Origin of the sequence: Thiocapsa sp., assembly GCF_011390875.1 — a bacterium.
Lineage (GTDB): Bacteria > Pseudomonadota > Gammaproteobacteria > Chromatiales > Chromatiaceae > Thiocapsa.
In genome coordinates, this window is the sequence record NZ_JAABRP010000027.1 from 1 (window position 1) to 24776 (window position 24776).

Sequence of the window (24776 nt, forward strand, 5' to 3'; positions counted from 1 at the left end):
CTTGACCAACATCTGGGCATCCTTCGCGGTCAGCTCGTTCTGCGTGGCGCATGGCAGCGCGACTTGGCAAGGCACGTTCCAGATACAGCCGTCCTCCAGATAGGTCGCGGCAGTCTTCTCCTGAACATAGGCGCTGAGCCGCCGACGCTCGACCTCCTTGATCTGCTTGAGCAAGGCCAGATCAATCCCGTCATGGTCGACCACGACGCCGTTGGAGTCCGAGCAGGCAATGACCTTTGCACCGATCGCCTGCGCCTTCTCGATCGCGTAGATGGCGACGTTGCCCGAGCCCGAGACCACACAGGTCTTGCCCTCGATCGAGTCGCCGCGGACCTTGAGCATCTCCTCAAGGAAGAAGATCGCCCCGTAACCCGTCGCCTCCGTGCGCGCGCGACTTCCGCCCCAATTCAGGCCCTTGCCGGTCAGGACGCCGGACTCGTAGCGGTTTGTGATGCGCTTGTACTGGCCGAAGAGATAGCCGATCTCGCGCCCGCCGACACCGATGTCGCCCGCCGGTACGTCGGTGTGCTCGCCGATGTGGCGGTAGAGCTCCGTCATGAGGCTCTGGCAAAACCGCATGATCTCGGCGTCGGACTTGCCCTTGGGGTCGAAGTCGCTGCCGCCCTTGCCACCGCCGATCGGCAGACCGGTCAGCGCGTTCTTGAAGATCTGCTCGAAGCCGAGGAACTTGATGATCCCTAGATAGACCGAAGGGTGGAACCGCATTCCACCCTTATAGGGACCGAGCGCGCTGTTAAACTCGACCCGAAAGGCGCGGTTGATCTGGATCTGGCCACGGTCGTCCTGCCAGGGCACACGAAAGATGATCTGACGCTCCGGCTCGCAGATGCGCTGGATGATCTTCTGATCCGCCAGCTCGGGATACTTGACCAGCACCGGACCGAGGGTCTCGAGCACCTCTCGCACGGCTTGGTGAAACTCGGTCTCGCCCGGATTGCGACGCAACACGTCCTGAAAGATCGGCTCCAGCTTCTCGTCGAGGCCTGCGACCATGGTGAATGTCTCCTAAACCGCTCCAGCAGGTCGATCGACCGGCAGGCGATTCACATCAGTGATGGGGATCCTGGATCGGAGACGCCCCTGAGTTGCGACTGCGACACCAAGCATCGGTTGAAGACCGACTCAGCCGGTCAAACGCGCCACAGGCAGGCCGCGAGCAACATGCGGCAAACCCCGGGCGACCCGCAATGATGCCTGAATCGGTGCAGCCGGCGCTAGGGTTGCGGGCTGGCCGACGAGCATCACTTCGGCGAGACGCGTCCGATAGGATTTACGGGAGGGCGACCCAGATGAAGCAGAGGCACGTGTAACAGGCGCGAATAGGGTCATCTCGCACTGCCGCGGGGTGGCTTTGCACCGGACCCCGTGTCCGGGCCGGCGATTGACGCGAGGCATTGGGTGGGTAGACTCCACACCATGAAGAGCGGCGACGTGATCAAGCCGCTGGAGTCAGACGGCTGGGAGTTGGTGCGGGTGAAGGGCTCGCACCATCAGTTTCGCCGTCCCGGACGGCCCGGCCTGGTGACGGTGCCGCATCCAAAAGCCGAGATTCCGCTGCCGACCTTGCGCAGCATCTACCGTCAGGCCGGTTGGCCTTGGAGGTGAGTCGTGCGATTTGCGTTGGCCCTGCACACCGACGACGGCGTGGCCTACGGGGTCACGGTACCCGATCTGCCGGGATGTTTCTCGGCGGGGGAGACGCTGGACGATGCCGTCCGCAGCACTTACGCGGCGATCGACGCCCATGTCGAGCTGCTGCTGGAAGACGGGGAGGCGCTGCCGCCGGCGCGATCGCTGGCGCAGCTCCAGGCCGATCCGCTGCTCGCGGGGGCGCTCTGGGTGGTGATCGACGTGCCGGTGGAGCGTTACTTCGGGCCGTCGGAAAAGATCAACATTACAGTGCCGCGGCGCTTGCTCGCACGCATCGATGCGCACGCTAAGGCGCACCGCTTAAGCCGCTCGGCGTTCCTGGCGCAGGCGGCCCGGGAGGCGATGCAGCGGGAGGGCGTCTCATGACACCAATCCCTATTCTCGTGACACCGCTCTGCGGTGTCACGAATCCCATGGCGCTCCGCGCCACGTGCAACTGTACACAATAAAGCAACAGATCGTGTAGAGTGCAGGGAAACACAACGTTCTCGGCAGACCAATGGCTCGGACACGGTACCGTTTCGCCTCGCAGGATCACCCACATTTCTTGACGTGCACCGTCGTCGAATGGCTGCCCATCTTCACTCGACCCGAAACCGTGCAAGTGGTGTTCGACTCTTGGTCGTACCTACAGAAGCATTCCGGGCTTCGCATCTACGGCTTTGTCGTACTGGAAAACCACCTGCATGCCGTCGCTCAAGCGCCGAACCTGCCGGACGTGTGGAAGCGCTTCAAATCCTACTCGGCCAGAAACCTCATTGATTTGCTTGAGGAGAAGGGCGCAAGACGGCTGCTGGATCGCATGGGGTTCACGTTCAAGGCGAGGCGCAGTGATCGCTCGTATCAGCTCTGGCAAGAGGGATCCCACCCGGAATGCATCGAGGGGGACGTCATGCTGCGGCAGAAGCTGGAGTACATTCACAACAATCCGGTAAAGAGGGGTTTTGTGGATGATCCGGAGCATTGGCGCTGGTCGAGCGCGCGCTGCGATGCCGGGCGCGAGGGGTTGATTGAGGTGTTCAGGGATTGGTGATCCGTTCTCGGACGGGGCGCGGAGCGCCAATAGACGCGTGACACCGCAGAGCGGTGTCACGAGCGAACACTCATCGTGCTTCTCGGCATGACTCGGGCGAATGCCGTCGTCGTTCACTGCATCGAGGGGTTAGTCGCCCGGCATGCGCGGCGGTGCGGTGCGCCGGATGAGCGCGATGTCCTCCTCGCTCAATCGGTAGGCTTGATTCACCAGATCGAAGAGACGGCGTTCGAGTGCGCGGATCTCGGCAGCACCCTGCTGCATGGGGCTGGCATAGCGAGCGTGGGTATCGGTCAGCTCGCCGATCGCGGCCGGGGTCAGATGTCGGTGTGGATGATCTTCGGCGCATCGAAGACATCGTAACATCGGCTTGCACCCGACAAACTCGGCCAGCGGCACGCCGCGCTCGCGCAGCCGTCCCATCAGCGTCTCGACCTCGGGCGATCCCAGACTCCAGGGACCGGCGTCGTACCGGCTCCAGGGCACCGGATAGGCATGCTCGTGGACATAGTGCTCCAGCGACAGCTCGGTCGGGAAGGCGGCGCGCCAATCGAAGGCGCAGCGATCGGGCGGAAGTGCGGCGAAGGCGTCGACAAGCGCCTGATCAGCCGGGGTGTCAGCCGCGGCGCCGGGCGACTCGACGAGCGAGTTGCTGCAGCGGATGTTGGCGTCGAGATTATTGAGCGGCTTGTCGCGCCGGGCGGTCTTGAGCCAGAGACTCAGCTTGGTAATCTCGACCGATTCCGGTGAGCTTGCCGTAGCCGGCGCCCTGCTTGGCATCCAAGTCCGCGCCCGGCGCCTTCAGCTCCAGGACCGCGCGGGTGAGATCCACGGCGGCCCCGAACCAGCCCAGACGGGCTTGCCCAGAAGGCTTCCGTTCGCCGCACCGGCCGCCCAGCTCAAGGCGATCGCACGTTGCGCATCGGTCGGTGACGGCGGCAGCTCGCGCAGTGCCTCGGCGAGCAGGCGGGGGTTGAACAGGGGTTTCAGATAATCGGGCATGCCGTCGTTCCTCTCAGGCAGCGCATCGGGCCACCGGTCGGTCCCGTCCATCGCGGATCATGCACTCTCCATGATTCATCTCCCGAGCGTGTCCCGGATTCGCACGAGTCGGTCTTCCCCAATCGAACCAATGCACCCGACCAAAACAGCGCTGTCCAGGACCGCCAATCTGGACAGACGGAGCACGCTCGTCGCTTTTAGTCCCGAATCGCCAAAGTCAGGATCCGATTCGGTAACGATTTCATCGAGACCGAGCTCTGCTTGATGCAACTGCGAAGAAACCATGCAGACCAACCAGTCATCGAACCGACGTGACGCCTGACGGACGAGGAGCACCGGGCGTCGCTTCGAGATCGTAAGGTCGGTGTTGGGAGAAGGCGTCAACGCAATCTGGCCGGCGCGCTTCACTGCCAGCGCTCCTTGAGGTCTTTGTCGGTATAGCTGATCGGATCTTCATACATCCCGCGCATTGCCTGCTGCATCGACATGTCCTTAAACTCCTTTTCAGACCATTCGCCCGTAGCCGAATTCGGCCTGGATGCGAGCTGAGTCATCAGCGAATCGACAAACGCGAACACCTCGGTTTGCTTGTCGCGAGGCAATAACTTGATTTTTCGATCAGGTCGGCATAGCCCATCGTAAAACTCCGATATGAAGGCGTTCTTGAGACGACGCTCTTCCGACGGTTGCGGACCTCGGGCGTCGCCATCTCACAGCGTCAAATCGATCCCCGACACCAGGAGACCGGGCAGCAGTGCGCTATCGGTCGAGCGCCCGTCGTAGGTCTCGGCGGAGAGGAGCAGCTCGCGCTCGCGCGTCAGTCCCTCTAAACGATCGCCGAGCAGATGGTAGAGGCTGTCGTCGAAGCGCATGACCTTCACCGGGGCGACGATCTCGCCGGACTCGACCCAGTAGGTGCCGAAGCGGGTCATGCCGGTGACGCGGCAGTCGTTGGGATCGGACCAGTTGCAGTACCAGAGGTTGCCGATCCACAAGCCCGTATCGAGTTGACCCGGGACCTCGGCGGCGTCCAGCGTCCCGGCATCCAGACCGAGCGATCCGGGCGCATCGCTCGCGGCATTGACCGGCTCGCCGTATTCCTTGCCCGAGCGGGCGTCGACCAGGCAGCCGGCAAAACGACCGCCTTCCACCAGAGCAACGCGCGGCGGCGTCGGAAAGCCCTCGGGCGTGAAGCGGGGTGCAAGCCCGCGGTCGTGCGCTTCGTGGATCCCGATGCGCGGATCGAAGCTGCGCTCGCCGCGCACCATCTTAAGCAGCGGGGTCTGATGGGTACGGTGGCTCTTGAGATCGAAACCGCTCCAACAGAGCATGCCCATTAGCTCCTCGACGGCACTCGGCGCCAGATAGGCGCGGTAGCGGCCCGGCTCCAGGATGCGTGCCGGGCGGGACATGATGTGCAGCCCCTCGCGCATCGTCTCGAGCTTGCCGCGCAGGATCGCCGGATCCCAGTCGAACCCGCTGTAGGCCGATTTGACCGCTTTATCCGCCTCCAGATAACCACTCCAGTCCAGATTGAAGCTGGCACTCGCGTGCCAGTGGCGGTGCCCGATCGAGCTTGCGAGCCCCTCGGCGATCTCGCCGCTCGCCCAGATCCCGACCAGGTCCATTTCGTCGGCGGACGCGATGAGCTCGCCGATCGCCTCGGCGGCGGGCGGGACTCGTGCGTCGCCGCGATGGTCGCTCTCCGACGGCTCGGCTGAATAGCTGAGATAGGGATCGTCCGGCACGTGCGCCAAGCGCTCGCGCAGACGGGCGAGCAGACGCCGCGCGCGGGCCTGATCCTCGGTCGGATCGCCGCTTAAATCACAGCCGCCCTCGACCTGTCGGGAGCCTTCGATGAGGGTCAAGCCCAAGGCGGTCGAGCCAACATGACCGGCCTGACGGACCCGGTTGCGATTGAGTCGCACGAAGTCGGACGACTCGTTGGAGAGGTTGGAAAAGAGGATCTCGGCGCCGTGCAGCTCGGCGTTCAGATGATCGGCCAAGGCGAAAAATGCATCGGCGTTCATTCGCCACCTCCGAAGACCGCGACGTCCCGAAACAGACACGGCGGCGTGGCATGACCGACGTAGACCGATTGATTCGGCTCGCCTTTGCCGCAGTTGCACACCCCGCGGATCTCCAGGCTCTCCGGGCCGCCGACGCCATCGAGGCTGCGCCAGAAGCTCGCGGAGATGCCGCGATAGCCGGGGTTGCGCACCAGCCCCTTCAGCTCGCCGTCCTCGATCAGCCGACCCAGCTCGCAGCCGAACTGGAACTTGTTGCGGCTGTCGTCGATCGACCAGGAGCGGTTGGTGTCCATCAGCACACCCCGCTCCACCTGCGCGATCAGATCGGTGAGACCACCCTCACCCGGCTCCAGGTTGATGTTGCCCATGCGATCGATCGGCGGTCGATCCCAGCTGCTGGCTCGGGTATTGGCCGTCCCGGGCAAACCGGCGCGCGCTTGAGACAAGGATCCCCCGAGCGGGCGCTCCAGGATGCCGCGTCGGATGAGATATTCACGTACGGCGGGCGCGCCTTCGTCGTCGGCGACACCCGAGACCAGCTCCATGGGCACGGTCGGATCGAAGGTGACGTTCAGCAGTTCCGAGCCGTAGCGGTAGCGGCCGAACATGCCGGGCGTGACGAAGCTGGTGCCGGCATAGTTGCGCTCGTCGCCCAAGATGCGGTCGAGCTCCAAGGGATGGCCGATGCTCTCGTGGATCTGCAGCACCATCTGGCTCGGCAGCAGGACAAGGTCCCGCGTGTCCGCCGGACATTCGGGGGCGCCCAGGAGGGCGAGCGCCTCCTCGGCGACCCGCGGGGCATCTTCGAGCAGACGCACGGCGACAATCCGCTCCAGACCGCCCTGCTGCGAGCCGTCGGAGCCGCCTCCGTGCCTACGCTGCGTCTGGCTCCCTTCGTTGGCGACCGCGACGAGGCCCGGATGCACATAGTCCAGTACCTGGGAGACACGCCCCCCGTCGCTCGTGATCAGGAGCTGCGAGACCCGACGGCGCGCCAGCCAGGCGGACCAATCGACGATGCGATCGTCGATCGCCAAGGCGTCGTTGGCGGCCTGAAGAATGTCGAGCTTCTCGCCGATCGGCAAGGTCGACCAGGGTTCCTCGATCGGCGTGCGGTAGTCCGCGCGGGTGCTGCTGCGCGGATAGATACCCGCCTCGAAGAGTCCGAGCCGCGCATGCACCCGGGCCCAGCCCGCAGCCCGCTCGGCCGCAGCGCGCAGCCCGGCGGCGCTCAGATCGCTGGTCGCGCCGTAGCCGATACCGCCGTCCTTGACGAGGGTCACCATGGCGCCCGAGCTGTACGTCAGCCGACTCGGCTCGACCACGCCTTGGCGGACTTCCAGATGATCGTGCTCTTCCTCGACCAGACGCAATGTCCAGTAGTCACAGGCCGGTGCCCGGCTCAGGAAAAGATCGGCAATGTCGCAAAGGTGCTGCATACGGAGATCCTGTCGTTTCAGAATCGAATAACGGCACTCTGGTCGAGCGGCGCTCCCGCTGTCAACCGTGCACCGAGCGCTCCCCGGGCGCTTTACCGCCTGTCGGGCAGGTGCACCGCAGCCCGACTCAACGGCGCTGCGGTGCACCTCGATCCGATGGTGATAACATCCGCACGGCAGCATGAGGAGACGCCGGGACGCGACGACAGGATCGGGGGTTTCCGCCGGCCAAGACGTGCAGGGAATAGTATTTCGGGCGGAGCCCGATGTCTTGGGCGTCTGTCCCGCACCAATCGGGCACGCCAACCGGTTTTTCACGTCAACTGCCCTGTCGAGGATGATGACTCAATTCAATCGTCGGCGATCCGATCAAGGCTCCGCCGATCCGAGACAAGGTCCGGACACGCATCACGGCGCTCGATTCGGTGCATCTGGACTCGCCCTGATCGGCGGCGCGACGCTGACGAGCGTCGGCGTCTTCTTGTGGGACTTGAACGCACAGGCGCGTGCGCTCGGGTTGAGTCCGGAACTCTGGTCCGAGTTCGTTCGAACGGACCTGCCGACGCAGACCGCTTTCGTGCTCGGCACGGTCGCCCTCTCAGCGGCGGGCTCGATCCTTTGGTGGATCCTGAGAAGCCGAGCGGCAGGACGCGAGATCGCGTTTTTGGCCGAAAGCCGAGCGCGCAATCGGGCGATCGTCGACAACATGGCCGATGGTGCCGTTCATATCGATGGGGCCGGCCGACTTGTTGCCATGAACCGCGTCGCCGAACGCATGTTCGGATACGACACCGCCGAAATTCGCGACAAACCCATGTCGATCCTCTTCGCCGAGCCCTATCGCCGGGAGTATGAAGAGCGGATGCGCGACGCGCGCACGCTCGGCGACGCCGACGCCCTGACCGAAATCCGCGAGCTCGAGGGGCTGCGCAAGGACGCGACAAGCTTCCCGCTCTACCTGGCGATGAGCCGGGTCGATGTCGGCATCAGCAGCGTCTTTACCGCGATCGTGCGCGATCTCACCCAGACCCGACGGCAAATGGACGCGCTGGCCCGCGCGCGCGACGAGGCGATGTCGGCAGACCGGGCAAAGAGCGAGTTCCTGGCGATGATGAGCCACGAGATCCGCACGCCAATGAACGGCGTCTTGGGCATGCTCGAGCTGCTGCGCGACAGTCAACTCACTCGCCAACAGCAGGATTTCATCACCACTGCCGAGAAGTCCGGCGGCCTGCTGCTCACGGTCATCAACGACATCCTGGATTTCTCCAAGATCGAAGCCGGCAAGCTCGATCTGCAGGAGATCGAGCTTGATCTGCGCAACACCGTGGAGGAGATCACCGGCTTGGTCGCCTCGGGCGTGCGTGCGCGACCGATCGAAGTCGCGAGCTTCGTTCACCCGGACGTGCCCCGACTGCTGATGGGCGATCCCTATCGGATCCGACAGATCCTCATGAATCTGATGGGGAATGCCGTGAAGTTCACCGACAGCGGCGAGGTGGTGGTGCGTGTCGGCTTGGATCGAAAGACCGAGGACGGCTGGGAGGTTCGATTCGAGGTCTCGGACACCGGGATCGGGATCGATCCGCAGACCGTCGCAACCCTGTTTCGTCCCTTCACCCAAGCTGACGCATCCACGACGCGCCGATTCGGCGGCACCGGACTGGGTCTGGTCATCTCCAAACGCCTTGCCGTGCTGATGGGCGGCGACATCGGCGTGGAAAGCACGCCGGGCGTCGGGTCGCGGTTCTGGTTCACACTGCGCCTGAAGACGACGCCGTCGACTCCTGTCTGCGAGGAGACCGACCTCAACGGCATCCGCACGCTCATCGTCGACGACAACGCCACCAACCGGTTGATCCTGGAAAACCATCTTGCACGCTGGGGCGCACGGACCGAATGCGCGGAAGACGGACAGCAGGCATTGAAGGCGTTACAGCGAGCGCTCGAGCAGGATCAGCCGTTCGACCTGGCGATCCTGGACATGCAGATGCCGGGCATGGACGGGATCGAGCTCGCGCATCGGATCAAGGGCGACAATGCATTCGGCGCGACCCGACTGATCATGCTCAGCTCGCTCGGTTATCCCGGGCCCGAAGCGCGTCGAGTCGGGATCGAGGTGACGCTCCTCAAACCGGTCCGCGAGATCCTGCTGCACGATGCAGCCGCCAAGGTCTTGGGCATGTCGAGACCGGATGCCGGCATCGTACCCGTCCCCGCGAAGCGTCCCACACGGCGTTTCGACGCACGGGTTCTGGTTGCCGAGGACAATGCCGTCAATCAGAAGGTCGTCACCATGATGCTGCGCCGTTTCGGCATCGAGCCCGGAATCGCACCCGACGGTCAGGCGGCGATCGACGCCCTCGCGCAAGAGCGGTTCGATCTGATCCTCATGGACATTCAGATGCCGAAGCTCAGCGGACACGAGGCGGCGCGCCATATCCGAGCGGCCGAGCATGCCCGCGGCGACGGCGAGCATATCCCTATCGTCGCCATGACCGCCGGTGTCTCCGAGCGTGATCGCGAGGACTGCTTCAGCGCCGGAATGGACGACTTCATCTCCAAGCCCGCACAGATCGCCGAGCTCGAGGCCGTCTTGCTGCGCTGGCTACCGGGCCATGTGATCGGACCGATCGGTCACCTTCCCTCGGGCGCAAGCGCTCCGCAACAGCTTGCTTCGCGTCCCGCGTAACGCGACTGCTCACGCCCGATTCAGCTGTCCTGCGAGATCACTGCCCCGCGTTCGGCCCGAGGACGGATGCGCTTGTCGAATCCATCCGAGGGACGGCCGAACGCCAAGAGGTCAATGCTGCGGATGCGGCTCGCCCGATGCGGGCTCCGTGCGGGCAGACGCCCTGTCGATATAGGCCAGCAACGGGTCCGCCTCCTCGCGCTTGTCCGGATCGATCCGGATCGCCTCGTCCAGTGAGGCACGAGCGAGGTCGTAACGCGCGCTGTGGAGATAGGCCACGGACATCCCGACGAAGGCGTTCGCGTTGTTCGGGTCCAGTCTCACGGTCTCTCGGAACTGCTCGATGGCACCGGAATAGTCCTGGGTCATCAGGAGCGCCCCGCCGAGACGCAGTCGAGCCAAGGCCGAGCCCGGCTCGGTCGCGACGGCTTCGCGCAGAACGGTGACGGCGGCATCGAGCTCGCCGGCTTGGATCTTCGCCTCGCCGTCTCGGATCAATGAATCGGCATCGGCGCCAAATGTCGCTGTCGAGGCCAGCAACAGGGCAAGGAAGACGATCGGAGTCGTACGCATAGAGGGACTCTCGGGTGCTGGGCGCTCCGGGGAGTGGGGAGCGGAGGGTTGGGCCTGGAAGGAGCTGTCGGCTATCGGCTATCAGCTATCAGCTATCAAACGATTTTGGGATTTAAACCGCGCCGGCTCCAGCAGTCGTGAAATCCGCCGGGGCCGATCCCACCCAAAAACATTCCATACCGCACTAGGCGCGGTTTAGCGTACCGGCTGCTTGATTAAAGCGGCGGACCCGGGCCGTCTGGCCCGAGTCCTCCGAGTCCTCCGAGCGCTCGGAGCCCTACTTCAAGGACCCCTCACCGTAGCGGGCCTCGAAGCCCTTGCGCACCACCTCGAGCTGATCCTTGCTCATGCCGTTGAAGTACCAGTCATGCCCGTCGATGGGCTTGAAGTATTCCTCCAACAGCGCGACCGCAAACTCGTCGTTGCCGTCCTTCTTGACCACCACCTCCTTGAGCTCCGGAATCCATTTGAAGTAGGTGTGCTGGGCGACCTCGTACATGCCGTGCCACCAGGTATAGTCCGGGCCGCTCATGGAGGCACCGTGACGGGCGCGACGCCCTTCGTGGTGCCAAATCTCCCACCAGGTCCACTCGATCTTCTCGTCGAAGGGGGCCGGCGAGATGTAGCCGCCGTCCTTGAGTCGATCCATCATGGCAGCGATCGGCTTGGCAAATTTGTCGTTGTAGAGGTCGACCACGTCGTCGAACTGCTTGTAGTGACCCGTAATCACGCTCTCGGCATGGCATCCGAAGCAGACCTTTTCCATCTTGGCGCGACGATCCTTCCAAGTCAGCACCTCGACCACGGTCGATCCTTTGGCCGCGTCTCCGACCGCGGGAATCTCTTGCCCTTCGGGCACGTCGAACTCTTGGCCGTTTTCGAGCTTGACCAGGTTGATCTTGGTCGAGATCGGCGGACGCAGGGTCCAGGAGATGCGCTCGCCGACATTGTGCGTTGCCCCGATCCCGGGTCCGGCGCTCATGTGGCAGGTCGCGCACGTGGGTGCGGCCGAGTAGTCCACACCCGCGACCCATTTACGCGAGTCGAGGTTCATCTCGTCGACCTTGGCGCGGTAGATGATGCCGTGCTTGGATTCGTTGTAGACCTCGATCTGAGGATGATCCGGTCCGACATGGCATTTTCCGCAGGTATCGGGCGTGCGCGCTTGGGCCCGCGAGAAGCGATGCCGACCATGACAGGCCGTGCAGGAGCCGAGGCTGCCGTCCGGGTTGATCCGGCCGATGCCGGTGTTGGGCCAGGTCCCGGGTGTCGGGCGACCCTTGTTCTTACCTTCGGTGTAGAACTCCAACTCGCCGCCGTGACACTGCTTGCAGCCGGCGTTGACCGCGGCCGGACCGCCGATGACCTCGCCGAGCAGGTTATCCAGGGAGCCCAGGATCTGACCGGCCTTGGCGTGATGGGAGCCGTCCATCTCCTCGAACTCGGTCTGATGGCAGGTCGAGCAATTCTTGGGTGTCACCACGATGGAGATGAATTCACCCTCGTGTTTGAAGGCATCGACCGCCCCCTCATCACGCTGATGGCAGTCGAGACAGTTCACGCCGGCCTGACCGTGCGCGCTGTGGTTCCACTCCCAATAGAGACCGGGGTTCTCGGTCATATGACAATCCACACACTCCTCACCGCGTGGATCGCCCCAATCGACCCCCGCCTGTCCGGTTGGACGCGCGGCATCGACCGTCGTTGCGAGGGCAAGAAGCCCGATGGCGAGACCCAATCGGGTGAGGTCGACCCGACCGGGGCCCGCGGGACTCGGTCCGCGAGGATGTTGCTTCATAGTGCACTCCGGATTCTTTGTTATGGATCCCGTCCCAGGGGCAGTCGGCGAGGTCTCGCGTTGACGACACTCGCCCGATCGACCGACACGCCGAGAAACCCCAGGCGCTCATCGGCCTTACCGATCCTCCCTATCGACCCGGACGATGCCGAGGGGATCCCCGGGCGGCCTTGATGCAAGTCAAATTTCGCCGGCGGATGACGGATGATTGATCTTCGTCAATTCCCCTGCCTTTGATCGGACTTTCCCTGGAGAGACCGCCACCGCGCGACCGATGCCGGATGCCGGGACCAACCGATCCGCCTTGACTTGAATCAAGGCCAAGCCCTCGGGAGTCGTACAAGGTGCCGCGAAAACAACAATGATCCTCCGGTCGCAACCCTGCAGACGGTCGCAACCCGGAGGCCTGTCGACCCAAAGGAGAGAGTGCCATGCGAAGATCCACTTGGAGCCGCGCCATGTGCGTCGGGTTCCTGATCGGGACGTTCCCGAGCCTGCCGCTCCATGCCGAGGAGGTCCGCTCCGAGAGCATGCTCGCCAACACCTGCGCCGGCTGTCACGGCACGCTCGGCGCGAGCGCCGGGGAGGTGATGCCGATCATCGGCGGGATGGACAAGGGCTATCTCGTCGAGGTGCTCACCGACTACAAGACCGGTCGGCGACCATCGACCATCATGGGTCGCATCATGCAGGGCTACGGCGATGTCGTCGCCGCGATCAACGGCGAAGCCGCACCCGCGCCATCCTACGTCAACACCTGCTACAGCATCATCGCCCCCGAGCACGGCATCTCGGTCGCGGGTGTCTATCGGCTCGAAGACGGGCGGATCGTGGACATTCCCGGCGCGGGCGGGGTCTCGCCGGCCGACGCGGATGCCCGAACGCGCACGCTCGAGCAACAGTTCGCGCTGGACTGGTTCCGCAACATCACCTCGGATATGTTCACCTAAACCGCGCCAACAAACGACGCATTCCGCACCGGGCGCGGTTTAAGTGATCCGACAGCACGGGGGAACATCATGACTCCAGCACACCCAAGCCACGCGACGCTCCACTTTTCCCTGCTCGGCCTGATCGGACTCGCACTGATCGGGCCGTCGACGGTGGCGAATGCCCAGCCGAGCGCTCGGGCGGAGGTTGACCCGGCGGCGGCACCACAGGTCGACGCATCCCGTCTTCAAGCGGTGGAGCAGCGTGTCGAGGATCTGGTCCGGCGTCTTGAACGCCTGGAATCCGCGCCGAACTCGGGGGCGTCGACGCCGTCGACATCCAAGACCGGAGACATCCACTGGACCTTCGATGCCGCACTGAGCCGGAGTCCGTTCAACGTGACGCACCAGAGCTTCGATCGAGGATCCGGGCGCTTCGACATCCTGCTCAAGGTCGTGGAGCCGATTCCAGATCCGCTCCCCTGGCAGGTGGCGATCGGTGCAGAGGTACCCGTCGTCGCCCGAATCGGGCTTGCGGACGGCACCGCAAGCGAGAGCCTCGTCTTTCGCCTGGCCCGAGGGCCCCGGCTCGAGCCGGGCGCCATCCTTCACCTTGAGGCATACGTCCCGATCGAGCAGGCCGGGGCGATCAGCGGCCTGTCGGTCGGCATGCGTCGGGAGTGAGCAAGCCCAGGATCGGGACAACGCGGCGCGGCAACCGGCCTAAACCGCGCCCGGTGCGGTATGCGTCGTTCGTTTGATTGGCTTGGCCGCGCCGGCTCCGACAACTGTCGGAGCCGGCGCGGTTTAGAGTATTAAAAAAATAAAATCTTAAACCGCGTCTCCACCGAGGCCGGTGAACTCCCTAAGGCCGAATACAACATGAAACGGACGCATGTCGCTCTGGACGCGGTTTAATGCGTGCCGAGGCGACGCGTTTGGACGAGATCGCCGCGGTAATCGACAAAGTCCATCATGTGCGCCCCGAGACGCGCGGCATAGTCCTGCGGTGACGGCGTATTGTGCGGGTCGATCTGGCGGTCGTGGGCCAGATCCGGCTCGACCATCTCCACGGTGACATAGGCAAGCAGTCCCTCGGCGATCAGATTGGCGGCCTCGCACTGCCACTGAGGGCGCTCCCGGTCCAAGAGCGCCTGTTGATCCTCCCCGAGGGTACCGGCGCGCAACGCCGTCCAGCTGTCGATCAGGAGTCGGATCAGGTCGTCTTCGCTGGGTTCAAGGTCGCTCATCGGGCTCCGGGGGTGCTGTTCGGGGCTTCCCGCCTGTCGCTCGGATTCGCAGAGCGGTTGGAAGCGGCCGCTTCGGTGTCGAGCGACAGGCGAGTCGCTCGTTATAAAGAAACGATCTCCAACGCTCGTCACGCTCCCGCACCGATCATGGCCGGTCCCGCGGCGGCGATGACGACCGTCGCCAAGCCAAGGCCCAGATTCACGGCCATCAAGCCGCGGATCCAGCCGAAGGCCGACGCGGCCTTCGGCCATTCGGCCGTGGCAACGCTGCCCTGCATCCGGCGGAACGGGATGAAATAGATCACGGCAAAGATCAGCGTCATGATCAGGGCGATGCCCATCATGGCGTGGACATAGACACCGGCCTTGGCGCCCATGACCCCGAGAAACACCCAAAGCCCGCTCAACCACAGAACCGCAATCGAGCCCCAGACCCAGGGGAAGAAGCGCTGAAAGACGCCGAGTGCAACCCGCAGGCGGGGTTGCGGATCCAGCGTCTCTTTGAGCGTCGGACGCAGCGCAAAATGGGCGAAAAACATCCCGCCGACCCAGACGAGGCCGGCGGCTTGATGCAGAGCGATGGGGATGGCGATTTCGAGATTCATGGTCGGTATCCTCGTGGTCAAGCTGTCTGGTCGTCATTGATGCCGGGCACACGACAGAGGCGTCACGTATCCGCAGCGGGGTCAGGCAATCGATCGAAACAAGTCGGCGACGGACGGTGGAGCAGAAACGCCCGACCTTCGGGGTCAATCTCCTGCGGCATCGGGGTCTATTAAAACATCCGTTTTGCCCAGTGCGGCGACCCGCGCGACCGGCAGATCCGCACCGCGACGCCACGCCGCAAGTGCCTCGCGTTTGCCTGCGCCCGTCACCAGGATCAAACGCTCGGGAGCAGCCGCCAGGGACAATGGGGTCAGGGTTACTCGATCCGGCGGCGGTTTCGGGGCCTCGTGCACGGGTGCCGCGCGCACGCCGGTCGGGGTCGCATGACCGGGGAAAAGACTTGCGGTGTGGCCGTCCTCGCCCATGCCCAGCAGGATCAAATCGAAGGGGAGCAGATCGGCGATCAGCGCGTCGTAGCGGACCGCCGCGGACTCTGCCCCCGACTCCGCGGGAATCCAGTGCAGATTATCCGACGGGATGGCAACGCGCTCCGTCAGGGCCAATGCGATCGCGCGACTGTTGCGCTCCGGGTCATCGGGCGGAAGACAGCGCTCGTCGCCGAGAAAGAGATGCCAACGCGCCCACTCCTCGGGCCGATGGACCAAGCGGTCATAAGCGGCCAAGGGGGTGCGCCCGCCGGCCAAGACACACAGAAATCGCCCGCGCGCTTCGATTGCACGGCGCGCCGCCGCGCTCATTCGGCGCGCCGTTTCCTCGGCCACCGCATCCGCCGATTCGAGACGAATGAAGTGGATCATTTGCTCGCCCATGGCACTTTGCCCCCTCCGACCAGTAAACTGACGGCGTTTTCACTCCCGACCGATACCGCCCGTTACGACCCTATGAAAATCCTCCTGATCGACGACTCCAGAGTCACGCGATACGCCTTGCGCATCGAGCTGAAGAATTGCGGTATCGATGTCGATACGGCCGACTCCGCGGAGGCGGCCTTGGAGATGCTCAAGAGCCGAGTTCCGGACGCGATCTTCATGGATCATATCATGCCGGGTTTGAACGGCTTGGAGGCTTTGGAGATCATCCGCGCAGACCCGCACACGGCCCATGTGCCGATCGTGCTCTGCACCTCGCAGGAGGACAGCGACTTCGCCGCAGCGGCGCAAAGGAGGGGCGTCCTCACCGTTCTGCCCAAATCACTCGCCGCCGAGCGGCTCCCCGAGGTTCTCGAGTGCGTGCGCGCAGCGATCCAGAGCGACACGCCGGCCCCGCTCGCTCGGGTCCCGCAGGCCGCCCAATCCGTCGCCGCCGCGCCGTCCCTGCCCGTACCGCCGAGCGAGGCCGAGCTGATCGCATTGATCGACGAACGCCTGGAGGCCGGCATCAACCGGCGCTTGACGATCCTCGTCGAATCGCTGCGGCGCGACCTGACCGAGATCCTGATCGCGGAGGCACGCCACCTCGTCGAGGAGCGACTCGCCGAGGAGCGCGCCGCGAGAGCTGCCGCACCGCCATCTGCATGCCAGCAGGATCTTCGTGATCTCGAGGTGCGTCTGATCGGCGAGATCCTTCCTGAACTGATCGGAGAACACGTCGCCGCATCACTCTCACGGCAGCGCCCCGAGATCGTCGAAGAGTTGAGGCAATCGCTCCCTGCCGCGACGCGACAACCGGCAGCAGCGAGCGACGGGGCCGAGTCCGGCGAGCATGCGCCTGCGCGGCCGCAAGCCGGGTGGCGCCGCAACGCCTCCGACATAGATGTCGCGGAGGCAGCGAACCGTCTGCGCGACATGGCCACAACAGCCCTTCAATCGCTTCGCGCGGCCATCAAACGTGACGACCGCTGAGTCTGTCCTCCTCGACTTGCGCCGCCCCGACCGATGGGTCAGCTGGGCGGTTCCTCGTCGTCGTCTCGTTTGCCTGTGCTCGAAGGGTCATTGTCCATTCGATTCCGATCGCGTCGCGAGGCGATGAATTGGGAATAGACCAGCCAGGCGGCGAGTGCCATGAAGCCGTAAAATTCGATCGCTTTCAGTGCATTTCCGTCCATTCGATGTCCCCCGATCAAGGTGGCGCAGGTTCAAGGCCGCAGGGACCGGCCCGCTGCAAGCCCATTGTTCACCGTCACACGAGCGCTTCCCGCGACCGCTCCCCGTCACCTCGCGTTCATCCGAGTCATTTACTATGCTGAAACGATCGCCGACGGACACACCGAGAAGCCCATGACGACACGCAGCCTCTCCACGACCGAGATCGCCGCCAATCCTTTGCCCCCCGAGCTTCTGACCAAGATCGACGCCTACTGGCGCGCCTGCAACTACCTCGCCGCGGGCATGATCTATCTGCGGGACAACCCGCTGCTGCGCGAGCCGCTCGCCGAGAGCCACCTGAAAAAGCGTCTGCTCGGTCATTGGGGCGCGAGTCCTGGCCTGTCCTTCATGTATGTCCACCTCAACCGCATCATCCGGGAGCATGCACGGGAGGCGATCTTTCTCGCCGGTCCGGGCCACGGTGCGCCGGGCGTGCTCGCCCCAGTGTATTTGGAGGGCACCTACTCCGAGATCTACCCCAACAAGAGCGAGGATGAAGAAGGCATGCGCGCCTTCTTCAAACAGTTCTCCTTCCCGGGCGGCATCGGCTCGCATTGCACGCCGGAGACGCCGGGCTCCATCCACGAAGGCGGCGAGCTGGGTTACTCGATCTCGCATGCCTTCGGTGCCGCCTTCGACAACCCGGACCTTTTGGTCGCCGTGGCGGTCGGCGACGGCGAGGCCGAGACCGGCCCACTTGCGACCTCCTGGCATTCGAGCAAGTTCCTCAATCCCATCCGCGACGGTGCGGTGCTGCCGATCCTCCATCTGAACGGCTACAAAATCAACAACCCGACCCTGCTCGCACGCATACCGCGCGAGGAGCTCGCCGAGCTGATGCGCGGCTACGGATGGTCGCCGTACTTCGTCGAGGGCGACGACCCGATGACGATGCATCAAACCATGGCGGCCACCCTGGATGCCTGTCTCGCGCGGATCCGCGCCTTTCAGCAGGAGGCCCGCACGAACGGCACGGCGACGCGCTGCCATTGGCCGATGATCGTGCTGCGCTCGCCGAAGGGCTGGACCGGACCCGCGGAGGTCGACGGGAAGAAGGTCGAGGGCTTCTGGCGCGCCCATCAGGTGCCCTTGTCCGGCATGCACGACAACCCGGCCCATCTCGAACAGCTCGAAGACTGGCTGCGCAGCTACAAGCCCGAAGAGCTGTTCGACGGCGCGGGCAGGCTGATCCCGGAGCTGCGCGCGCTTGCCCCGGAGGGGACGCTGCGCATGAGTGCCAATCCGCACGCGAACGGCGGTCTGTTGCGTCGCGCCCTTCGCATGCCGGACTTCCGCGACTATGCCCTTCACGTCGCCGCGCCGGGGAAGATCCGCGCCATGAACACCAAGCCGACGGGCGAGCTGCTGCGCGACGTCATGGCCAAGAACATGGACAACTTCCGAGTCTTCGGCCCGGACGAGAACACCTCGAACAAGCTCGACGCCATCTACGAGGTCTCGAAAAAGCTCTGGCTCTGCGACTACAAACCCGAGGACGCCGACGGCGGCGAGCTATCGCCGGACGGGCGCGTGCTCGAGATGCTCTCCGAGCACACCTTGGAGGGCTGGTACGAGGGCTATGTCCTGACCGGTCGGCACGGCTTCTTTGCGACCTATGAAGCCTTCGTCCATGTCATCGACAGCATGTACAACCAGCACGCCAAATGGCTGGCGATTTGCGAGGAGATCCCCTGGCGGGCGCGCATCTCCTCTCTGAACCTCTTGATCACCTCGACCGTCTGGCGCCAGGACCACAACGGCTTCACCCATCAGGATCCAGGCTTTCTGGATGTCGTGGTCAACAAGAATCCGGAGGTCACGCGCATCTATCTGCCGCCGGACGTGAACACCCTGCTCTCCACGGTCGACCATTGCCTGCAGAGCCGCGACGACATCAACGTGATCGTGGCCGACAAGCAGAACCATCTTCAGTACCTGGACATGGACGCCGCCATCAAGCACTGCACAAAGGGTATCGGCATCTGGGATTGGGCGAGCAACGACCAGGGTGTCGAGCCCGACGCGGTGATGGTCGGCTGCGGAGACATCCCGACCAAGGAGGCACTGGCCGCCACCGCACTGCTGCGCGAGCACTTCCCCGACATCCGGCTGCGCTTCATCAATGTCGTGGATCTTTTCAAGATGCAGCCCGCGGGTGAGCATCCGCACGGACTGAGCGATCATGACTTCGACAGCCTCTTCACCAAAGACCGGCCGGTGATCTTCAACTTCCACGGCTATCCCTGGTTGATTCATCGCCTCGCCTATCGCCGCACCAATCACAAGAACCTGCACGTGCGCGGCTACAAGGAAAAGGGCAATATCAACACGCCGCTGGAGCTCGCCATCGAGAACGAGATCGACCGCTTCAGCCTGGCCATCGACGTGATCAATCGGGTCCCGCGCCTGCAGGTCGCGGGTGCGCATGTGAAGGAAAAGTTGCGCGACATGCAGATCGACTGCAGAAACTACGCGCACGAGCATGGAATCGACAAGCCCGATGTCGATGAGTGGATCTGGCCCTTTTAAACCGCGTCCAGAGCGAGATGCTTATTTTCGAGTGAAATCGAGATGTGGTGCATCCACGGCCCTTATCGGGGACGCGGTTTAAAATAATATATTTTTTAATATCTTAAACCGTGCCGGCTCCAGCAGACTTCAAGCCTGCCGGGGCCGATCCCATCAAAAAACATCGCATGCAGCGCCGGGCGCGGTTTAAGTTCCGAACGCTGCCCTGCCGACGAGACGCCGCCATGAACACCGCAGTCGCCCCCGAAACCGAGGTCCCCGTCGAGGTCCCGGCCACAACCCCCGAGCACACGCGCACTGGCATGTCGAAGGCGTCTCTGAAGCAGGCCTACATCGACAATCTCTTCTACATCCAGGGGCGTTTCCGTGAAGTCGCCACGCCCCACGACCTCTACATGGCCGCCGCCTACACGGTGCGCGATCGCATGCTGGACCGCTGGGTCAAGTCGGCCCAAGTCTACAAGACATCCCGGGCACGCACCGTCTGTTACCTTTCGGCCGAGTACCTGCTCGGGCCGCATCTGGCCAACAATCTGGTGAATCTCGGGATCGCGGAGGTCGCTCAGCGCGCGGGCGAGGAGTTGGACCTCGATTTCAAAGCCATCCTGGAGGAGGAGGAGGAGCCGGGCCTGGGCAACGGCGGTCTCGGTCGGCTCGCTGCCTGCTATATGGATTCGCTGGCGACGGTTCAGATCCCGTCGATCGGCTACGGAATCCGCTACGAATTCGGAATCTTCGACCAGATCATCGAGGACGGCTGGCAAGTCGAGCGCAGCGACACCTGGTTGCGCAACGGCAACCCCTGGGAGATCCCGCGACCCAAGATCAGCTTCCCGGTCATGTACGGCGGCCACACGGAGCACTATCGCGATCATGCGGGCCGTCCGCGGGTGCGCTGGGTTCCGGATATGGTCATCAGCGGCGTCGCCTTCGACACCCCGGTGTTGGGTTACGGGGTCGACAACGTGAATCTGCTGCGCTTGTGGAAAGCCGAGGCACCCGAATCGTTCGACTTCCAGGTCTTCAATGTCGGGGACTATTACGGTGCTGTCCACGCCAAGATCGAGGCCGAGACCATCTCGAAGGTCCTCTACCCGAACGACGAGCCCGAGGCCGGCAAGGAGCTGCGCCTCAAGCAACAGTATTTCTTCGTGTCCTGCTCGATCCAGGACATGATCCGGTTGCATCTGAACACCGTCGGACCTCTCGAGACCTTCCACGAGAAGTTCGTCGCCCAGCTCAACGACACCCATCCGGCGATCGCCGTGGCCGAGCTGATGCGCCTGCTGATGGACGATCACGAGATGCCCTGGGATACCGCGTGGGCCATCACCCACGCGACCTTCTGCTACACCAACCACACCCTGCTGCCCGAAGCCTTGGAGACCTGGTCGGTCGGCCTCTTCGAGCGACTGCTGCCCCGCCATCTGGAAATCATCTACGAGATCAATCGGCGTTTTCTCGACGAGGTGCGCGTGCGATATCTCGGCGACGAGGAACGGGTTGCACGCATGTCGCTGATCGACGAAGCCGGCGGGCGGCGGATCCGGATGGCTCATCTGGCCGTGGTCGGCAGCCGCGCCGTCAACGGGGTTGCTGCCCTGCATTCGGAGCTCATCAAGACGACCCTGCTCAAAGACTTCTACGAGATGGCGCCGGAGCGCTTCCACAACGTCACCAACGGTGTGACGCCGCGTCGCTTCATCGTGGTCAGCAATCCGCGTTTGGCAGACTTGATCACCGAGGTGTGCGGACATGACCGCTGGATCCGGGATCTCGACTGTCTGCGCGACTTGGAGGCACACGCCGATGACCCGGGACTCCAGGCGCGTTGGCGCGAGGTCAAGACCGCCGCCAAGCGCGATCTGGCGGTCTGGCTGAAACGCCACGCCGGCGTGCTTCTCGATCCGCAGACCATGATGTTCGACATCCAGGCCAAGCGCCTGCACGAGTACAAGCGTCAGCACCTGAATGTCCTGCACATCATCCGCGTCTATCAGCGCCTGAAACAGAACCCGAATCTCGGCATGGTCCCGCGCGCCTTCATCTTCGGAGGCAAGGCGGCCCCCGGCTATTACATGGCGAAGCTGATGATCAAGCTCATCAACTCGGTCGCCGAGGTCATCAACAACGACCCGCAGGTCAACGGCTCTATCCGCGTCGCCTTCATGCCCGACTTCAATGTCAAGAACGGGCAACGGCTGTACCCGGCCGCGGATCTTTCCGAGCAGATCTCGCTCGCCGGCAAGGAGGCGTCGGGCACCGGCAACATGAAGTTCTCGATGAACGGTGCGCTCACGGTCGGCACGCTCGACGGTGCCAATATCGAGATCCGCGAAGAGGTCGGTGCCGAGAACTTCTTCCTGTTCGGTATGACCGCCGAGGAGGTCCGTCGCAAGCAGGCCGAGGGCTACCGGCCTCGGGACTACTACCACGACGACAACGAGCTGAAATCGGACATCGACCTCATCGCCTCGGGACTCTTCTCGCACGGAGACACCAACCTCTTCCGCCCCTTGACGGATCACCTGATCAATCAGGATCCATTCATGGTCTTGGCCGACTATCGCGCCTATCTGGACTGTCAGGACAAGATCAGCCAGGTCTATGACCGGCCCGCCGACTGGGATCGTATGTCGCTCCTCAACGTCGCCCGGATGGGGAAATTCTCCTCGGACCGGTCGATTCGCGAGTATGCCCAAAGAATCTGGGGGATCGAGCCGAAGCCGATCGTCAACTGATCGTCATCCTAGACGCCGAACGACGTGACTCCCGAGGCCATGTCCCCACGACGGGGCACTCGGCACGTCCCGGCACGCCTCGGCACGCTCGTGACATCGCTTCGCCTGCGTCACCTCTCTCCCGGCGCTCTGCGCCCCGTGCCGGCTTAGCACCGAAGTAACGAGCGAGGCCACGCTCGACGCAGAGCACCTCGACGACGCATCACTCCACTGGAACGGAAAAAGCTCTTTTATCATGGCTTTCCGGATCCGGAACCGCGGTGTCGAGGGGGTCTGCCTTAATCTCCCATTGATCCAGGACAACAAAAAGCCGTAACAACCGAGTTCTCCGATAGTAATGATTCGGACACCTCCGCATACTGACGACTACCGAGCGTAGGTGGTTTTTTCCGAAAGCAGGGTGCCGCATGGATTGCCTCTCAGCACGCCAGACATCTCGTTGCGATTTAGCCGGTCATTGCAATCGGAATCGTTGTTCTCGGCGCCGTCTTGCTCGAATCGGGCTCGCTCGGGTGAAACGCTCGCCTACATTCCGGCTCGGCGCGAAGCCTTCCATACCCGAGGGCCGACCGGCGCCGCCCGAAGACACATCAGTGCTCAACCCCGCTCTATCCCCTCTCGCAGCGACTTTCGAGCACACCCCTGCACCACACCTCCCGATACGACGGATCACGCGGCTTTGCCGTATGTGGCCGCGCAGGAGGCATCTCGTACACCGCCCTTAAAGGGCACATCATTCCGAACCCAAGGATTCAAACTACCAACGAAGCAAGGAGGAAGGCGATGACCGCAACACCCAAGACACTCGTCGATATCACGGTCTTGATGGACGCACTCACCAACGAGCAGGAAACGGACAACGCATCGAACGCCATCCTCTCCCTCGCCGCCAAGAGACGTATTCAAGGCTTTGTCTGCGCCGCAGCCATCGACCCGCTCCATACCGAGCTTTCACGCAACCGCGGCGTGGCCTACGCACGATCGGCGATTCAGCGCATCTGTGCAATCCTGGCAGTCGCTCCGGTCGATGCCGCGGTGATCGACGGCGCCATGGGCCGCGGCTGGCGAGATCTCGATGATGCACTGACCTTCGAGAGCGCGCGCCGGAACGGACTCGACTACCTCGTTACGCTCAACGGTCCCGATTTCGACGATCCGTCGTTGACCGTTCAGGCACCCGAGGAGTTTATCCAATTCATCGAAGAACGGCCTTAGGGTTTATGTGGTTCGGTTTCTCTCATTCAGCGTGAACCGCTCGGATGGTTTCAGCGTGGATGATCCCCGAGCCGCATCCCCGCAGCAGATGGGCCTGACGGCGCTCATTCGGCGCAGTCGGTAATCGCCAACTCGCAGTCCGATGAGCCCGTCTCGCAGAAATCCAAGCAGGTGAAGAGCCGTCCTTCAAAGGCGGCATCGACCGCGACATGCCCGGAGCCGGCACGCACCGCGAATCCGGGCTGCGTAGCCGGTTGGTGATGCACGAGCGCAAGTCGATCGGCCGGGTAAGACACGTCCAATACCACTTGCATGGGGTAGTAGCCATCGAGAAAGCGGCGCATATATGGCCCGTTGCGCAGCCGGTAACGCCCGTCGCCGAGGGCGAACATGGCTCGGCTTTCGGCGCGGATACAGAGTCTCGCACCGGGCGCGATGTCCGTAAGCTGGACCGAAGGACCCTCGACCCAGGCACGTCCGATCCCCTGCGCGCTGACGACCTCCAAGCCGCGTATCCGTTCGACGCTGAAGATGATCTGAGCCGCGCCGACCGCATCGAGATTCTCGTGGCATTGGGTCAGCTCGATCCAGCCCTCGCGCAGACTCTCTGCTCCGATGCGGATCCGATTGACGTGCCGATGGGTCGCGGCGGCGCGCTCGGGTCCGACAAACCGAAGCTCGCCGTCGCTGACCGCCGCAATACGGGCCTCGAGATCCATCTCCGGCCAGTCCTCTTCATCCGGGAACCCGGCCTCGGCGTGCGCGTCTTCGGCGAACGCGGACGCCCCCGCCAGACCCCAAATCAGGATCAGGAAAGCGCAACTCAGCGGCACGGCCGAACGCGCACGCTCGCGGATCCGTGAGTCGACGATCGGGGTCATGGTCGGTGTCATTGCTCGCAACATGCTCGCTCCTCATCGCACGGGTGTATCGAAAAAGTGTCGGGATAGACCTCGTCGACCAGAATATTGCTTCGCCACTCCTCGGAAAGGTTGCAAAAACCCTGCTCTCTCATCGTGGATCTCAGCAGCAACCGATTCGCCATGGCCTCATCCGCAATGGTCGATTCGGGGTATGTGAGAGCGGACTGAAGCAATCGAAACGAATCCCCGTGTCGACCAGACGACCGGTCATGCGATTCATCCCGGATCCGGCAGTTGAGC

General features: G+C 63.5%; 24 protein-coding genes. 10 read left to right on the top strand and 14 right to left on the bottom strand.

Annotation, left to right across the window (positions count from 1 at the left end; genetic code table 11):
- Positions 1-1014: NADP-specific glutamate dehydrogenase (gdhA, locus tag GPT33_RS03480; RefSeq protein ID WP_296805880.1), on the bottom strand; the 1014-nt coding region annotated here is incomplete at its 3' end.
- A 405-nt stretch (positions 1015-1419) separates the two neighbouring features.
- On the opposite strand from gdhA, the gene GPT33_RS03485 reads away from it, so the two are divergent.
- The 3 genes from GPT33_RS03485 (at position 1420) to GPT33_RS03495 (ending at position 2704) form a co-directional block, all read left to right on the top strand.
- Positions 1420-1626 (top strand): type II toxin-antitoxin system HicA family toxin, encoded by a 207-nt coding sequence (locus GPT33_RS03485; RefSeq protein WP_363928978.1) that lies wholly within the window; start codon positions 1420-1422, stop codon positions 1624-1626.
- Between the two features lie 3 nt (positions 1627-1629).
- On the top strand, positions 1630-2037 hold the full coding sequence (locus GPT33_RS03490) for a type II toxin-antitoxin system HicB family antitoxin (RefSeq protein ID WP_296805881.1): 408 nt from the start codon (positions 1630-1632) through the stop codon (positions 2035-2037).
- Between the two features lie 181 nt (positions 2038-2218).
- Positions 2219-2704, top strand: a complete 486-nt coding sequence (locus tag GPT33_RS03495; protein ID WP_296805886.1) for a transposase — start codon at positions 2219-2221, stop codon at positions 2702-2704.
- 129 nt (positions 2705-2833) lie between these two features.
- On the opposite strand, the gene GPT33_RS03500 is transcribed toward GPT33_RS03495, so the two are convergent.
- The 6 genes from GPT33_RS03500 to GPT33_RS03520 all read right to left on the bottom strand — a co-directional run bounded on the left by GPT33_RS03500 (position 2834) and on the right by GPT33_RS03520 (position 7175).
- Positions 2834-3484 carry a hypothetical protein gene (locus tag GPT33_RS03500; protein ID WP_296805887.1) on the bottom strand — a complete coding sequence of 217 codons (651 nt, stop codon included), beginning with the start codon at positions 3482-3484 and terminating at the stop codon, positions 2834-2836.
- Between the two features lie 21 nt (positions 3485-3505).
- Positions 3506-3706 carry a hypothetical protein gene (locus GPT33_RS03505; RefSeq protein WP_296805889.1) on the bottom strand — a complete coding sequence of 67 codons (201 nt, stop codon included), beginning with the start codon at positions 3704-3706 and terminating at the stop codon, positions 3506-3508.
- Positions 3707-3781: 75 nt separating this feature from the next.
- Positions 3782-4114: a type II toxin-antitoxin system PemK/MazF family toxin gene (locus GPT33_RS18860; RefSeq protein WP_363928979.1), complete on the bottom strand. Its 333-nt coding sequence runs from the start codon at positions 4112-4114 to the stop codon at positions 3782-3784.
- Positions 4111-4308: a DUF2281 domain-containing protein gene (locus GPT33_RS03510; protein WP_296805891.1), complete on the bottom strand. Its 198-nt coding sequence runs from the start codon at positions 4306-4308 to the stop codon at positions 4111-4113. Before GPT33_RS03510 ends, GPT33_RS18860 begins: the two co-directional genes overlap by 4 nt.
- 108 nt (positions 4309-4416) lie before the next feature.
- Positions 4417-5736: a metallopeptidase TldD-related protein gene (locus GPT33_RS03515; protein ID WP_296805893.1), complete on the bottom strand. Its 1320-nt coding sequence runs from the start codon at positions 5734-5736 to the stop codon at positions 4417-4419.
- Complete coding sequence (locus GPT33_RS03520; RefSeq protein WP_296805895.1) at positions 5733-7175, bottom strand: TldD/PmbA family protein; 1443 nt, start codon at positions 7173-7175, stop codon at positions 5733-5735. Before GPT33_RS03520 ends, GPT33_RS03515 begins: the two co-directional genes overlap by 4 nt.
- A gap of 340 nt (positions 7176-7515) precedes the next feature.
- On the opposite strand from GPT33_RS03520, the gene GPT33_RS03525 reads away from it, so the two are divergent.
- Positions 7516-9867: a response regulator gene (locus GPT33_RS03525; protein WP_296805896.1), complete on the top strand. Its 2352-nt coding sequence runs from the start codon at positions 7516-7518 to the stop codon at positions 9865-9867.
- 111 nt (positions 9868-9978) lie between these two features.
- On the opposite strand, the gene GPT33_RS03530 is transcribed toward GPT33_RS03525, so the two are convergent.
- Together GPT33_RS03530 and GPT33_RS03535 are read right to left on the bottom strand one after the other, a co-directional pair.
- Entirely contained in the window at positions 9979-10440 is a 462-nt protein-coding gene (locus GPT33_RS03530; RefSeq protein WP_296805897.1) for a tetratricopeptide repeat protein, read from the bottom strand.
- A 277-nt stretch (positions 10441-10717) separates the two neighbouring features.
- Positions 10718-12238, bottom strand: a complete 1521-nt coding sequence (locus GPT33_RS03535; RefSeq protein ID WP_296805898.1) for a multiheme c-type cytochrome — start codon at positions 12236-12238, stop codon at positions 10718-10720.
- Between the two features lie 431 nt (positions 12239-12669).
- Here GPT33_RS03535 and GPT33_RS03540 point away from each other — a divergent pair, with 431 nt between their 5' ends.
- On the top strand, positions 12670-13188 hold the full coding sequence (locus tag GPT33_RS03540; RefSeq protein WP_296805899.1) for an FCSD flavin-binding domain-containing protein: 519 nt from the start codon (positions 12670-12672) through the stop codon (positions 13186-13188).
- 69 nt (positions 13189-13257) lie between these two features.
- On the top strand, positions 13258-13851 hold the full coding sequence (locus GPT33_RS03545) for a hypothetical protein (RefSeq protein ID WP_296805901.1): 594 nt from the start codon (positions 13258-13260) through the stop codon (positions 13849-13851).
- A 230-nt stretch (positions 13852-14081) separates the two neighbouring features.
- Here the strand turns inward: GPT33_RS03545 and GPT33_RS03550 are convergent, their stop codons facing one another.
- The 3 genes from GPT33_RS03550 to pgl form a co-directional block, all read right to left on the bottom strand.
- On the bottom strand, positions 14082-14417 hold the full coding sequence (locus GPT33_RS03550; RefSeq protein WP_296805902.1) for a hypothetical protein: 336 nt from the start codon (positions 14415-14417) through the stop codon (positions 14082-14084).
- A gap of 128 nt (positions 14418-14545) precedes the next feature.
- Entirely contained in the window at positions 14546-15022 is a 477-nt protein-coding gene (locus GPT33_RS03555; protein WP_296805904.1) for a CopD family protein, read from the bottom strand.
- A 144-nt stretch (positions 15023-15166) separates the two neighbouring features.
- Positions 15167-15853: a 6-phosphogluconolactonase gene (gene pgl / locus GPT33_RS03560; RefSeq protein WP_296805905.1), complete on the bottom strand. Its 687-nt coding sequence runs from the start codon at positions 15851-15853 to the stop codon at positions 15167-15169.
- 72 nt (positions 15854-15925) lie between these two features.
- Between pgl and GPT33_RS03565 the strand changes: the two genes are divergently transcribed.
- The gene (locus GPT33_RS03565; protein WP_296805906.1) at positions 15926-16885 is read left to right on the top strand and encodes a response regulator; all 960 of its coding nucleotides are present in this window, start codon (positions 15926-15928) and stop codon (positions 16883-16885) included.
- A gap of 38 nt (positions 16886-16923) precedes the next feature.
- Here the strand turns inward: GPT33_RS03565 and GPT33_RS03570 are convergent, their stop codons facing one another.
- Complete coding sequence (locus tag GPT33_RS03570) at positions 16924-17088, bottom strand: hypothetical protein (protein WP_296805907.1); 165 nt, start codon at positions 17086-17088, stop codon at positions 16924-16926.
- Between the two features lie 172 nt (positions 17089-17260).
- Here GPT33_RS03570 and GPT33_RS03575 point away from each other — a divergent pair, with 172 nt between their 5' ends.
- From GPT33_RS03575 to GPT33_RS03585, 3 genes are all read left to right on the top strand, one after another.
- On the top strand, positions 17261-19657 hold the full coding sequence (locus tag GPT33_RS03575; RefSeq protein ID WP_296805909.1) for a phosphoketolase family protein: 2397 nt from the start codon (positions 17261-17263) through the stop codon (positions 19655-19657).
- A gap of 224 nt (positions 19658-19881) precedes the next feature.
- Positions 19882-22398: a glycogen/starch/alpha-glucan phosphorylase gene (locus tag GPT33_RS03580; protein ID WP_296805910.1), complete on the top strand. Its 2517-nt coding sequence runs from the start codon at positions 19882-19884 to the stop codon at positions 22396-22398.
- A gap of 783 nt (positions 22399-23181) precedes the next feature.
- Positions 23182-23613, top strand: coding sequence for a PIN domain-containing protein (locus GPT33_RS03585; RefSeq protein ID WP_296805912.1), 432 nt, complete (start codon positions 23182-23184; stop codon positions 23611-23613).
- A 104-nt stretch (positions 23614-23717) separates the two neighbouring features.
- On the opposite strand, the gene GPT33_RS03590 is transcribed toward GPT33_RS03585, so the two are convergent.
- On the bottom strand, positions 23718-24506 hold the full coding sequence (locus GPT33_RS03590) for an alpha/beta hydrolase (protein WP_296805914.1): 789 nt from the start codon (positions 24504-24506) through the stop codon (positions 23718-23720).
- Between the last annotated feature and the right edge of the window lie 270 nt (positions 24507-24776).

Excerpts from the sequence above, each read along its gene's own strand:
- GPT33_RS03500 (WP_296805887.1), bottom strand. The coding sequence starts at position 3,484 with ATGCCAAGCAGGGCGCCGGCTACGGCAAGCTCACCGGAATCGGTCGAG.
- GPT33_RS03505 (WP_296805889.1), bottom strand. The coding sequence starts at position 3,706 with ATGCCCGATTATCTGAAACCCCTGTTCAACCCCCGCCTGCTCGCCGAG.
- GPT33_RS03515 (WP_296805893.1), bottom strand. The coding sequence starts at position 5,736 with ATGAACGCCGATGCATTTTTCGCCTTGGCCGATCATCTGAACGCCGAG.
- GPT33_RS03520 (WP_296805895.1), bottom strand. The coding sequence starts at position 7,175 with ATGCAGCACCTTTGCGACATTGCCGATCTTTTCCTGAGCCGGGCACCG.
- GPT33_RS03525 (WP_296805896.1), top strand. The coding sequence starts at position 7,516 with ATGACTCAATTCAATCGTCGGCGATCCGATCAAGGCTCCGCCGATCCG.
- GPT33_RS03530 (WP_296805897.1), bottom strand. The coding sequence starts at position 10,440 with ATGCGTACGACTCCGATCGTCTTCCTTGCCCTGTTGCTGGCCTCGACA.
- GPT33_RS03535 (WP_296805898.1), bottom strand. The coding sequence starts at position 12,238 with ATGAAGCAACATCCTCGCGGACCGAGTCCCGCGGGCCCCGGTCGGGTC.
- GPT33_RS03540 (WP_296805899.1), top strand. The coding sequence starts at position 12,670 with ATGCGAAGATCCACTTGGAGCCGCGCCATGTGCGTCGGGTTCCTGATC.
- GPT33_RS03545 (WP_296805901.1), top strand. The coding sequence starts at position 13,258 with ATGACTCCAGCACACCCAAGCCACGCGACGCTCCACTTTTCCCTGCTC.
- GPT33_RS03550 (WP_296805902.1), bottom strand. The coding sequence starts at position 14,417 with ATGAGCGACCTTGAACCCAGCGAAGACGACCTGATCCGACTCCTGATC.
- GPT33_RS03555 (WP_296805904.1), bottom strand. The coding sequence starts at position 15,022 with ATGAATCTCGAAATCGCCATCCCCATCGCTCTGCATCAAGCCGCCGGC.
- pgl (WP_296805905.1), bottom strand. The coding sequence starts at position 15,853 with ATGGGCGAGCAAATGATCCACTTCATTCGTCTCGAATCGGCGGATGCG.
- GPT33_RS03565 (WP_296805906.1), top strand. The coding sequence starts at position 15,926 with ATGAAAATCCTCCTGATCGACGACTCCAGAGTCACGCGATACGCCTTG.
- GPT33_RS03570 (WP_296805907.1), bottom strand. The coding sequence starts at position 17,088 with ATGGACGGAAATGCACTGAAAGCGATCGAATTTTACGGCTTCATGGCA.
- GPT33_RS03575 (WP_296805909.1), top strand. The coding sequence starts at position 17,261 with ATGACGACACGCAGCCTCTCCACGACCGAGATCGCCGCCAATCCTTTG.
- GPT33_RS03580 (WP_296805910.1), top strand. The coding sequence starts at position 19,882 with ATGAACACCGCAGTCGCCCCCGAAACCGAGGTCCCCGTCGAGGTCCCG.
- GPT33_RS03585 (WP_296805912.1), top strand. The coding sequence starts at position 23,182 with ATGACCGCAACACCCAAGACACTCGTCGATATCACGGTCTTGATGGAC.
- GPT33_RS03590 (WP_296805914.1), bottom strand. The coding sequence starts at position 24,506 with ATGACACCGACCATGACCCCGATCGTCGACTCACGGATCCGCGAGCGT.